The organism is Hathewaya massiliensis (genome assembly GCF_902143515.1).
GTDB classification, from domain to species: Bacteria; Bacillota; Clostridia; order Clostridiales; family Clostridiaceae; genus Hathewaya; species Hathewaya massiliensis.
Window position 1 is genome coordinate 172,750 of record NZ_CABFVD010000001.1, and the last position, 12,122, is coordinate 184,871.

Consider the following 12,122-nt stretch of genomic DNA (forward strand, 5'->3'; position numbering starts at 1 on the left):
AATACCAGAAATACTGATATTCTTTATATTTAATATTTAATATTTTCTATACTATAATTTATGAATTTTTTCTCTATTATTAACTACATCCTTTGTAGCATTTCTTGTATCATAGATTATTTTTGCATTTTCTACTACAAATTCATAATCATAATCTGTATGATCTGTTGTTACTATAACTATATCCGCTTCTTTAATAGCTTCTTTATAGTCTACTGATACATATTCTTTTCCTAAGTGTTTAAAATGTGGCACATATGGATCATTAACTATTACTTCTGCACCAGTTTTTTCTAATATCTCGATTACTTTTAATGCTGGTGATTCTCTCATATCGTCGATATCCTTTTTATAAGCCACACCTAATAATAATACCTTAGATCCATTAAGAGCTTTTTTATGTTCATTTAAAAGTTTCATAGAATTTTCTACCACAAATTCTGGCATGAAATCATTTATTTCTCCTGCAGTTTCAATTAATCTTGTATGATAATCAAATTCTCTTGCTTTATAAGTTAAGTAGAATGGATCTAGTGGTATACAATGTCCTCCAAGACCTGGTCCTGGATAAAAAGCCATAAAACCATAAGGTTTTGTTTTTGCAGCTTCTATTACTTCCCAAATATCTATACCCATTTTTTTACATAATATAGCCATTTCATTTACTAAACCTATATTTATATGTCTAAATGTATTTTCAAGTATTTTCTCCATTTCTGCTACTGCTGGTGAAGATACTGTAAATACTTCTCCTTCTAATACACTCTTATAAAGTGTTGCAGCAATTTCTGTACACTCTTCAGTACATCCTCCTACTACCTTTGGAGTATTTTTAGTTTTAAATTGTTTATTTCCTGGGTCAACCCTTTCTGGTGAAAATGCTAAGAAGAAATCAACACCACATTTTAATCCACTTTGTTCTAGTATTGGTTTTACTATTTCTTCTGTAGTACCAGGGTATGTAGTACTTTCTAATACTACAAGCATACCTTTATGTAAGTATTTAGCAATATCTTCTGCAGATTTTTGAACATAAGATACATCTGGTTGCTTAAATTTATCTAATGGAGTTGGAACTGCTATAGCAACTGCATCCACCTCTTCTACAAAAGAAAAATCTGTTGTAGCTCTTAATTTTCCTTTTTTAACTAAGTCCTCTAAATCAGAATCAATTATATCTCCAATATAGTTTTTACCTTCATTAACCATTTTAACTTTTTCATCTTGAACATCGAATCCTATTACTTCAAAACCAGCTTTTGATTTTTCTACTGCAAGAGGTAATCCTACATATCCTAGTCCTACAACTCCTAACTTCGCAGTCTTATTTTCTATCTTTTTTAACAATTGTTCTCTAAGTTCTGACATTATTTAGCCTCCTAAAATATAAAGATGTTTTGATTAGCACATGTATTTTATCACTATTTAATACTAAAATATAGTACTAATAGTTAAGTTTGAAAACTATATTTATTATTTTATGTATTTTTCTTTCTTTTATAGGTAGGAACTTTTTCCTCCATTTTACAAAATACTTCTTCAGGATTTCCAGTTTTAACTGCTTGCAGTAAATCCTTTATAGAACTTTCTATTTCATCAATTTTAAACTCTTTTGGTTTTTCTACAAAAATCTTTTTATGCTCTGTAGATGTAAGAGCCTTTTCATCCATTAAAAGTTCTTCATATAACTTTTCTCCTGGTCTTAGTCCTGTATATTCTATTTTTATATCTTCATCTGGTTTAAGCCCTGAAAGCTGAATTAAGTCCTTAGCTAAATCTGCTATTTTAACTGGTTCACCCATGTCTAATACAAATATTTCTCCACCCTGTGCCATAGCTCCAGCCTGTATTACTAATTGACTTGCCTCTGGTATGGTCATGAAAAATCTATTGATTTCAGGATGAGTAACTGTAACTGGACCACCTTTTGCTATTTGCTTTTTAAATAGTGGTATTACTGACCCATTACTTCCCAATACATTTCCAAATCTAACAGCAACATATTCTGTTTTACTTATGCCATCAAAGGCTTGAATTATCATTTCACAAAACCTCTTAGTAGCTCCCATTATATTTGTAGGATTAACAGCCTTGTCTGTACTTATCATAACGAACTTTTTAACATTAAATTCATCACTGCATTTAGCTACATTATAAGTACCTACAATATTGTTCTTAATAGCTTCTCCTGGACTTCCTTCCATTAAAGGCACATGTTTATGGGCTGCTGCATGAAATACTACACAAGGGTTATATTCTTTAAATATACTCCTTAATCTATCTAGTTCTCTTACTGATGCAATTACCACCTTAATATTTAACTTAGGATAATCTCTAATAAGCTCCATTTGTAAATCATAAACACCATTTTCATAAATATCAAGAATTATTAATTCTTTTGGATTGAAACGTATAATCTGCCTACATAGTTCCGATCCTATAGAACCGCCACCACCAGTAACTAACACTGTTTTATCTTCTATATATCTTTTTATATTTTCATTGTTAAGTTTAATCTCTTCTCTTCCAAGTAAGTCCTCTATATTTACATCTCTTATTTGCTTAATACTTACCTTATCTTCAATAATTTCATATATACCTGGGATGGTTTTTAACTTACAATTTGTTTTTTTACATATATTAATTATTTCTGTCTTTGTAGAAAAATCTGTAGACGGCATTGCAAGTATTATCTCTTCTACATCATATTTATTACAAATATCTATGATGTCCTCTCTACCTCCAAGAACCTTTATACCGCCTATATGCCTTCCCTTTTTATCATAATCATCATCTATAAATCCTATAAGATTATATTTAAGTTCACCATGCTTATGAATTTCTTTCATCAACATAGCCCCTGCATCTCCAGCACCTATAATAAGTAAATTTATGAGTTTAGACTTACATTCTCTTGATTTATCATTTCTACTTAATATTCTATTTAAAAATCTAATCCCTCCAAGTAATGCAATACTTAGAGACCAGAATATTAACAACACTGTTAATGGAAATCTTCTATATGCACTTTCAAAAAGTTTATATGTAATTAAATAACTATATATTATAAAAGTAATATTAGCTAAAGATACAGAAAAAACAATAGACAACAATTCATCTATAGAAGCATATTTCCATATATTTTTATACAGCTTAAATGTCCAATTAAAAAATACTGTAATTCCAATAACAGGAATTATAGAGTATATAAAAAACTGAAGGTACTCTGTTGGTACTCTAAAATCAAACCTCAAACCTAAGGAGATGTATAATGCAACTAAAACCAATATAGAATCATACACTATAAACAATCTATCCTTTTTCATTCCTTTATCACATCCTTGCTGAATCATTTTAAAATATTATATATTTATCTTCTTATTAATTTTACATCATTTTAAAAATTATTCAACTTTTTTTGTTTATAAACCACTTTATTTACGATTATTTTTACATAAAATTCAATTTGTGTTCTTATTTTTTTAAGTTCTTTCAAAAATAAAAACCCCTATATAGGGATTTTTATTTTTCCTCTAATATACTTTTATATAAATCCGAAAATTTAGGGTTTGTTTTTATAGATTGTAAATATTTCATGAAATTTTCTTGAAGGTTTTCATTTTTTAGAGCAAATTCCACAGTTGCTTCTAAAAAACCTAATTTATCGCCTACATCATATCGTCTTCCTTCAAAATTATAAGCATACATGTTTTCTTTAGACATTAAAACTTTTAATGCATCTGTTAATTGTATTTCATTGTTTTTTCCTGGTTCTATAGCTGATAGTATATCAAATATATCTGGAGTTATAATATATCTTCCTAATATTGCTATATTGGATGGTGCTTCTTTAGCTTGAGGTTTTTCTACCATATCTTCCACTTTATATACTCTATCTTTAACCTGACATCCTTTAATTATACCATATTTAGAAACATCTTTTTCTGGTACTTCTTGAACACCTAAAATACTAGTATTAAACTCTTCATAACACTCCATAAGTTGTTTTAAACATGGCTTTTTACTATCTACTACATCATCTCCGAGCAATACTGCAAAAGGTTCATTTCCAACAAAAATCCTAGCACAATTAATTGCATGCCCTAAACCTTTAGGTTCCTTTTGTCTTATATAATGAATATCAACCATGTTTGATATATCTTGAACTAGATCTAATAATTCTTCTTTTCCACTACTTTTCAGTTGTTCCTCTAATTCAAAGGACTTATCAAAATGATCTTCTATAGATTTCTTATTTCTTCCGGTTATAATCAAAATTTGTTCGATACCAGAGGCAACAGCCTCTTCAATTATGTACTGAATTGTAGGTTTATCAACTATAGGAAGCATCTCCTTAGGTTGAGCCTTAGTTGCAGGCAAAAACCTTGTTCCCAATCCTGCTGCAGGTATTACGGCTTTCTTTACTTTCATTGTGATTTCTCCTTTCAAAATACAAACAAAGTCTAATCATTTATATTAGGAAAATAATTTAGCAATTCTTTTACAACTTCATCTTCCTTATCTAATTTCATTGCTTCTTTCATAAATTTTTCTGCATTTTCTAAATCCTTAATATTAAGATAACACATAACAATATTTGTACATATCTCTACATTCTTTATTGCTTCAAAGGCCTTTTCAAAAAAACTTATAGCCTTATTAAATTCTCCTAAACTGGCATAATTTATTCCATATTCATTTAAAACTTCTATAACTGCATCATCTATAGATGATGCTTCATTTAAATAATATATAGCCTTTTCAAAATTCCCTAAATTTCTATAAGCTACAGCTATATAATAGTATATATTAGGGCTATCACTATAATAATCTATTAAAGGAAGTAAACATTTCAAAGCTTCTTCTGGCTCTTCCATAGTAAGCTCTTTTCCTTTATTAAATTGATTGATATTAAGTAAGAATTCTTTAAGTTCTGTTATTTCTTTTGTCTCTTTTCCTCCCATTTCTAAATAAGTATGTATGGAAACTAGTGCCTTTTCAAAATTCTTCTTATCTTTATGTGCTATAGCTTCATAAAGATAAGGTTTGGCATAATTAGGTAGCTTTTTCCCTTCATCTATTACCTCAAATTCTTCATCTATGTAGTCTTCATCCAGAGAAATTAATTGCTGTAGTAGAATAAAAGTTTTATCATATACCTCTTCTGACTTTTCAATATTTAAAAGCCCTTTTATTAAAATATAAGCTTCTTCATATTTTTTTTCTTTTATCTCATTAAAAACCCTATTTTTAATGAAATCAGCACTGTTTTCTATAGAATTTAAAATTTCTATATAGTCCTCATTATATTTAAATTCTTTATCTGCACCTAGTACATATGTCATTCCTTCTATAAAAGCTGATATTGGAACTTTGTCCATTTTGCCACCCTTACTTATATCTCCTATAATTGAAGTAGCTTTTATTGGTACATATATCTCTTTATTTATGTAATATTCTCCTAAATAATTTCCCTTTTTTAATTCTAAAAATAAAAGTTTTGAAAGTTCTTCTCTTACTTTTGATTTTATATCCATATTAATCCCTTTCTAAAATTGTAATTTATTTAAAAGCTAATCTATTACTTTTATATTTAGCTTTGTTAGATATTTTTGTCCATATGGTGGTTATACAATCACATATGAGCATTTTCATCTAATACAGCCTTATATTTTTATATAAATTATAGATTAGCTTTAATTTAAATACTATTTTACAACATATCTTCTATTAATTCTAATATTTTATTTTTTATAAGACTTAATTTAGCCTCAGCCTCCATAGTACCACTTCCCCTAGCAGCTAAATACACCTTTAGCTTCGGTTCCGTTCCTGAAGGACGTATTACAAAGGATGAGGAATCTTCTAATATAAACTTTAATACATTAGCCTTAGGTAACCTTAAAGTTTCTTCCTTATTATTAATATAATCATACCTTTTACCTACTTTATAATCTTCTAGTGACTTTACTTTAAATTCTTTAAAAAGTTCTTGCTTATTTTCCCTGAAATTTTTCATTATAATTTTTATTTTATAATTTTCTTTTAAATCATTAAAATTTAAGTATAAAAGTTCTTCTCTAAAATACCCATATTTATTATAAACCTCTTCTAACACATCTATCAAGGTTTTTCCTCTTTTTTGGTAATATAAAACCATTTCAGCTATACTTAAAACAGCAATTACTCCATCCTTATCCTTAACAAAATTCCCTCTTAAATACCCTAAACTCTCTTCAAATCCAAGTATAAATTCTTCCTTGTTTTTTTCAATTTCTTTAATTTTTTCCCCTATATATTTAAATCCAGTTAAAGTTTCAATTATCTCTATATCTTTATGTTCTCCTATTATTTCTTTAACTAAATCTGTTGTTACAATAGTTTTAATTACGTATTTCTTCTTTTCACTCTCTAAAGTATTGTTATTTAGAATATAGTATAGCAATAGAGTTCCGATTTCATTTCCTGTAAAAATCCTATACTCCTCATTGCATTTTACTGCTATACCAGCTCTATCACAATCTGGATCTGTTAATAAGATTAAGTCTGCATTATTTTTTTTAGCTACTGATATAGGAATTTTATATGCTTCCTTTTCTTCTGGATTTGGATAAGGAAGTCCTGGAAAATCTCCATTAGGCTGATTTTGTATTAAAATTAAATTTTTAAATCCACATTCTTCTAAAGTTCTTTTAACAATATTATTTCCAGCACCATATAGAGGAGAGTATACAATTTTTAATTCTTGTGCATATCTTAAAGTATATTCATTTATAATTAGGGATTTTACATCTTCTATATATTCTTTAATTATATCATCATCAATAAAATTATATTGGTTTATGTTTTTAACTTCTTTTATTTTGTTAAAATCCTTTACTTCTTCAATGCAATTTTTTATTTCTTTAGCCCTTTCTTCTGTTATTTGTACTCCAAATTCATTGTATATCTTATATCCATTGTACTCTTTAGGATTATGGGAAGCTGTTATAACAATACCTCCTATAAGATTTAATTTAGGTATTGTATAAGATAATAAAGGTGTAGGAGTAGGCTCTTTAAAGGTTAAAACCTCTATTTTATTTCCTTCAAAGACCTTTGCAGCTATTTCTGCAAAGTATTTGGAATTATTTCTAGTGTCATAGGCTATAGCAACCTTTCTATTTGTTTTAAAATTTTTATTTAAGTAATTACAATAGCCTTGAGTTATAATTTTTATAGTATACTCATTTATTCTGTTGGTTCCATAGCCCATTAGCCCCCTAACTCCACCGGTGCCAAAACTAAGTTCTTTTGAAAACCTGTCTTCTAATTCTTCATGGTTAACCTTCTTTAATTTCTCCTTTACCTTATAATCTATATATTTAGAATTCATCCAATCACTGTACCTCTTTTTCCAACTCATATAATTCCTCCAAAATATTATTACATAATACTTTATATGAATTATTAAGATTTTTGATACTTTAAATAATATGATAAACATAGTTCTTGACTTCAAAGGAAGTGTTCCAGTGGATACAATGGAATAAAATTCATCCATAATATTTCATATTTTAATATTTTAAATCCTATATTTTTATATGAAAATATGATTATTCATATAAAAAGCACACTTCTCTAAACCTTATTCCTCTATAGTTTAGAAAGTGTACTTTTAAATGTATAATTAAGTTTTATTACTAATTATTAAATCATGGTTTAAAGTGAATTTTATTTTTCTTCCTCTGCTTCTTCTTCTTTTTCGTCTAAAGCAAAATTATTATGAGTTACCATAGCAATAACTGAATCCATCGGTTCTACAAAAGATAGTTCCTCTGATACTTCTAAATCTGATATCCTAAATATGTCTCCTGTATCAAATTTAGATAAATCTACTTTAAAACTCTTAGGTATCTCATCTGCTCTACACTCTACTTTTATAGAATTTTTCTCTTTTTGTAATATTCCCCCCTTACTAGTAACTGCACCTTCGCCTATAAAATTAATTGGAACCTCTGTAGTTATTTTTTGATCCAAATTTACATTTTCAAAATCCACATGCAATATTGAATTATTAACAGGTTCTCTTTGGATTTCTTTTATTAAAACCTTTGTTGGTTTTCCTTCAACTACTACATCTATTATACCATGTTCCCCATGTGTTCTTATGCTTCTGTTAAGTTCTATTTCTCCTACTTCAAACATAAAACTATTTATAGCTTTTCCATAAAGTATTCCTGGAATTTTACCTTCTCTTCTTTCTTTCTTTGCATATTTATTACATTTCTTTTCTCTTTTTCTTATAACTAAATTTTCCACAATAATTCCTCCTAAAAGAATTAATTTCTATTTTAAATTCTTAACAACTAAAAGGAATTTTATTCATTATTATAATAAAAAAACATAAATTGAAGATACTAAGTATTATTAAAAGTAAAAGGTGGGTGTTGTCAGTGTATAAATTAAATCAAATGGAAACTCCCTTATTTGATGCCTTAATGGAATATGTTAATAGGGATACTATTCCCTTTCACGTGCCAGGTCATAAAAAAGGGGTAGGTGTAGATGATGTGTTTAAAAATTTTATTGGAGAAAATGCTTTTAAAATAGATGTAACTGTTTTTAAATTAGTAGATAGCTTGCATCATCCAACAGGGCCTATAAAAAAAGCCCAGGAATTAGCAGCAGATGCTTATGGTTCAGATGCAGCTTTCTTCTCTATTCATGGAACCTCTGGTGCTATACAAGCAATGATAATGTCAGTTGTAGGTGAAGGTGAAAAAATAATTATACCTAGAAACGTACATAAATCTGTTACAGCGGGCATTATATTAAGTGGTGCAATTCCTGTTTATATGCAACCAGAGCTAGATAAGAATTTAGGCGTTGCTCATGGTGTTACTCCTGAAACTGTTAAAACCACTTTAGATGCTCATCCGGATGCTAAAGCTGTTTTAATAATAAATCCAACCTATTATGGAGTTGCAACCGATATAAAATCCATAGCTGAAATAGTTCATAAGTATAATATTCCCCTAATAGTAGATGAGGCTCACGGCCCTCACCTAAAGTTTAACGAAAAACTTCCAATAAGTGCTATGGAAGCTGGTGCTGATATATGTGCTCAATCTACCCATAAGATAATAGGATCTCTTACTCAAAGTTCTCTTCTCCAAGTTAGATCTGAAAGAGTTAATGTAGGTAGGGTAAAACAAATCTTAAGCTTACTTCAAACTACTTCCCCTTCCTATATAATTATGGCTTCTTTGGATTGTGCAAGAAGACAAATTGCTATACATGGAAAAGAACTTTTAGATAAAACTATAGATCTTGCAAATTATGCTCGATACCAAATTAATAATATTCCTGGATTCTACTGTTTTGGTGAAGAAGTTTTAGGAAAACCAGGTGCCTATGCCTTTGATCCTACTAAAATAACAATTACCTGTAGAGATCTTGGAATTACTGGCTATGAATTAGATATGATTTTATCAGAAAAATATCATATTCAAATGGAGTTATCAGATTTCTATAGTGTATTAGCTGTTGGTTCTTTTGGAGATACTAGGGAAGGAATTGATAAATTAATAAGTGCATTAAAAGAAATTAGTTCCGAATACCATGGAAAAGGAAAAATTGTATCTGACTTTATAGATATACCTCCAATTCCTGAACAAATAAAGAATCCTCGTGAAGCTTTTAATAGCATAAAGGAATCTATCAAACTTGCTGACAGCATAAATAGAGTAAGTGGGGAATTTTTAATGGCTTATCCTCCAGGAATACCTGTCTTATGCCCTGGTGAAATAATAACTACAGAAATCATTAAATATGTTGATGATCTTAAAAAAGTTGGTTTATATGTTCAAGGTACGGAAGATCCAACTGTTGAAAATATAAAAGTTGTTATAGATTAATAAAGATATTGCTAAGCTTCATAGGTAATTTATATTTCCCTAAAGGGAATCAGGCAGCGACAGAAATAATTAGAAAATTAAACTTCATAAATAATTTTATTTCTACTGAAGCTTAAGAATTGCTGTAAAAAATAATAAAAACCATGCATAATAATGAGATAAGCTCCCTTTTATGCATGGTTTTGTGGACTATACTTAGTAAGTATTTATTTTATAGAAACTTAATCTATCTTAAAGATTGAAGTCTTCCTTCTATATTATCTTTCTCTATGTTCTTAAGATGTCTTTCATACTGAGACTTATTCATATAAATTACAGATTCATAAGTATTCAATATTTTAATATAATACAAAACTGTGTATTCTAATTTATTTAACAATATCATATTATCTGATTTTAATTTTACTTTTAATTTCTTCTTATATTTTTTTAGCTTATCATATATTTCATTGTAAAGATGCTTTCCTGTTAAAAGATGTCTTACTTTCATAAAGTTATTCACTAAAACACTCATGTAAGATTCATAAATTTCTTCCACAAAAGCCTCATCAATTTTACCTTTTGACTCTAGGAGCTCTGAAGTAGTAGAAAGTAATGCTCTCATAGACTCATTTGTTTCTTTTCTAAGAGCGTAAAATTCTTTTATTATTTTTTCAAGTTCCACTGTTTCTCTCTCTTTTAATATACTTTCTTTGTTTAAAATAATAAAAGCTTTCTTCATATCCTGAAAATCTTGTTCATCTTTTCTTAGATCACCTTCTACCTTTAGTGCCCTATTCAAGCAAATGGTACTCTCATCATCACATAAAACCTCTGCAAAATATGATAATTTAACTAACTCTCTTAAAGTATTTATATCTTCAACTTTATTATAATTAGAATCAAAAAATATACTCCCTGAAATCTCTCCTGATATATTGGCTAAGAATCTTTTATAGAAAATAGCTTCCCTGTATAATTTTCCTTTTACTTCTATGGTAGATGAAACTTTTATTTTTTCGCCAAATTTTGAGTGCTTTTTTAACTGTTCTTGTTCCTCTTTTGAAGCTAATTTATAGAATCCCATCCTTTGTCCTCCTAATATAACTCTATTTTATATTATAACTAAGTGTAGCCTTTAATTAGTTATAATGGAGTTTATCTATTAAAAATATTTAATTAAACTTTTATTTAGATTTATAAATTATTCTTTCATCTATATCACTTATAGAATTGCATCCTGTTAAAATCATGGCAGACTTTAACTCACCCTTAATTTTATCTAAATATGCCTTTACTCCCTCTACTTCTCCACCAAAAGAACTCCAAACAAAAGGTCTTCCTATAAGAACTGCATCGGCCCCTAAAGCTATCATTTTAAGCACATCTACCCCTGTTCTTATACCACCATCAGCCAAAATCTTAACCTTACCCTTAGCCACTTTAGCTATTTCAGGTAAAACCTCAGCTACCCCTGGTGTATGATCTAAAACCCTTCCTCCATGATTTGATACTACTATAGCACTAGCCCCAGCTTTTATAGCTAGTTTAGCTTCATCTGCTGTCATTATACCTTTTATAATAAAAGGTAGCTTTGTGCTAGTAACTATTTCTTTTATTTCCTCTAAATTTTTTGGCATAACAGGTTTTCCATGTAATGCTAAGGTTATAAGTCCGCATGCATCTATATCCATTCCAACAGCAAAAACTCCAGCCTTTTCTGCAAGCTTAATTTTACTTATTACATTACTATTTTCCCAAGGCTTTATAAAAGCAATACCTCTTCCTTCTCTCTTTTTTAACTCTTCTAAGTTAGTAACTAAAAAAGAGTCTACTGCTGTGTCTCCTACCATTGGATAAACCCCTGATTGTAGGCAGCCATCTATTATCCAAGATATATACTCTTCCTCTGTAAATTTCCCACCCATATTTAAAGTAGTACCTGATACAGGTGCTGCAAAAACCGGAAGACTCATGTTCCTTCCAAAAAGTTTTATTTCCATACTAGGATCTTTAGCATCATGTATTGTTCTCATATTTAATTTAATTTTTGCAAGACTTTCTACATTTTCTTTAAAAGAGGAAGCTGTAGAAAGGCCACCCATTCCTGGAACTTCTCCTTCACAAGCAACTCCATTACACACCTTACATACCTTGCAACTACCATTGAGATTCTCTCTTGCCTCTTTTAAAATTTCTTTATAATTCATAATATACCCCCGTTACAAAAAATCTATAAAAATC

At 28.8% G+C, this 12,122-nt stretch carries 9 protein-coding genes; 1 reads left to right on the forward strand and 8 read right to left on the reverse strand.

The window, feature by feature from the left end; genetic code table 11:
• Positions 1 to 51 precede the first annotated feature (51 nt).
• From FNZ64_RS00835 to FNZ64_RS00860, 6 genes are all read right to left on the reverse strand, one after another.
• Positions 52 to 1,368 (reverse strand): nucleotide sugar dehydrogenase, encoded by a 1,317-nt coding sequence (locus tag FNZ64_RS00835; RefSeq protein WP_142412986.1) that lies wholly within the window; start codon positions 1,366 to 1,368, stop codon positions 52 to 54.
• A gap of 110 nt (positions 1,369 to 1,478) precedes the next feature.
• Positions 1,479 to 3,326: a polysaccharide biosynthesis protein gene (locus FNZ64_RS00840; RefSeq protein WP_142412987.1), complete on the reverse strand. Its 1,848-nt coding sequence runs from the start codon at positions 3,324 to 3,326 to the stop codon at positions 1,479 to 1,481.
• Between the two features lie 196 nt (positions 3,327 to 3,522).
• Complete coding sequence (gene galU, locus FNZ64_RS00845; RefSeq protein ID WP_142412988.1) at positions 3,523 to 4,431, reverse strand: UTP--glucose-1-phosphate uridylyltransferase GalU; 909 nt, start codon at positions 4,429 to 4,431, stop codon at positions 3,523 to 3,525.
• Between the two features lie 32 nt (positions 4,432 to 4,463).
• Positions 4,464 to 5,537 carry a tetratricopeptide repeat protein gene (locus tag FNZ64_RS00850; RefSeq protein WP_142412989.1) on the reverse strand — a complete coding sequence of 358 codons (1,074 nt, stop codon included), beginning with the start codon at positions 5,535 to 5,537 and terminating at the stop codon, positions 4,464 to 4,466.
• Between the two features lie 176 nt (positions 5,538 to 5,713).
• Positions 5,714 to 7,405 (reverse strand): phospho-sugar mutase, encoded by a 1,692-nt coding sequence (locus tag FNZ64_RS00855; protein ID WP_185903635.1) that lies wholly within the window; start codon positions 7,403 to 7,405, stop codon positions 5,714 to 5,716.
• A gap of 308 nt (positions 7,406 to 7,713) precedes the next feature.
• Entirely contained in the window at positions 7,714 to 8,301 is a 588-nt protein-coding gene (locus FNZ64_RS00860) for a 50S ribosomal protein L25 (RefSeq protein ID WP_142412991.1), read from the reverse strand.
• A 134-nt stretch (positions 8,302 to 8,435) separates the two neighbouring features.
• On the opposite strand from FNZ64_RS00860, the gene FNZ64_RS00865 reads away from it, so the two are divergent.
• Positions 8,436 to 9,899 carry an aminotransferase class I/II-fold pyridoxal phosphate-dependent enzyme gene (locus FNZ64_RS00865; protein ID WP_142412992.1) on the forward strand — a complete coding sequence of 488 codons (1,464 nt, stop codon included), beginning with the start codon at positions 8,436 to 8,438 and terminating at the stop codon, positions 9,897 to 9,899.
• A 226-nt stretch (positions 9,900 to 10,125) separates the two neighbouring features.
• On the opposite strand, the gene FNZ64_RS00870 is transcribed toward FNZ64_RS00865, so the two are convergent.
• Together FNZ64_RS00870 and FNZ64_RS00875 are read right to left on the reverse strand one after the other, a co-directional pair.
• Positions 10,126 to 10,965 carry a hypothetical protein gene (locus tag FNZ64_RS00870; RefSeq protein ID WP_142412993.1) on the reverse strand — a complete coding sequence of 280 codons (840 nt, stop codon included), beginning with the start codon at positions 10,963 to 10,965 and terminating at the stop codon, positions 10,126 to 10,128.
• 100 nt (positions 10,966 to 11,065) lie between these two features.
• A complete protein-coding gene (locus tag FNZ64_RS00875; RefSeq protein WP_142412994.1) occupies positions 11,066 to 12,088 on the reverse strand; it encodes an alpha-hydroxy-acid oxidizing protein in 1,023 nt (340 codons plus the stop codon).
• Between the last annotated feature and the right edge of the window lie 34 nt (positions 12,089 to 12,122).

What these genes read in the sequence shown, in the direction of transcription:
- FNZ64_RS00835 (WP_142412986.1), bottom strand. Translation starts at nt 1,368, where the DNA reads ATGTCAGAACTTAGAGAACAATTGTTAAAAAAGATAGAAAATAAGACT.
- FNZ64_RS00840 (WP_142412987.1), bottom strand. Translation starts at nt 3,326, where the DNA reads ATGAAAAAGGATAGATTGTTTATAGTGTATGATTCTATATTGGTTTTA.
- galU (WP_142412988.1), bottom strand. Translation starts at nt 4,431, where the DNA reads ATGAAAGTAAAGAAAGCCGTAATACCTGCAGCAGGATTGGGAACAAGG.
- FNZ64_RS00850 (WP_142412989.1), bottom strand. Translation starts at nt 5,537, where the DNA reads ATGGATATAAAATCAAAAGTAAGAGAAGAACTTTCAAAACTTTTATTT.
- FNZ64_RS00855 (WP_185903635.1), bottom strand. Translation starts at nt 7,405, where the DNA reads ATGAGTTGGAAAAAGAGGTACAGTGATTGGATGAATTCTAAATATATA.
- FNZ64_RS00870 (WP_142412993.1), bottom strand. Translation starts at nt 10,965, where the DNA reads ATGGGATTCTATAAATTAGCTTCAAAAGAGGAACAAGAACAGTTAAAA.
- FNZ64_RS00875 (WP_142412994.1), bottom strand. Translation starts at nt 12,088, where the DNA reads ATGAATTATAAAGAAATTTTAAAAGAGGCAAGAGAGAATCTCAATGGT.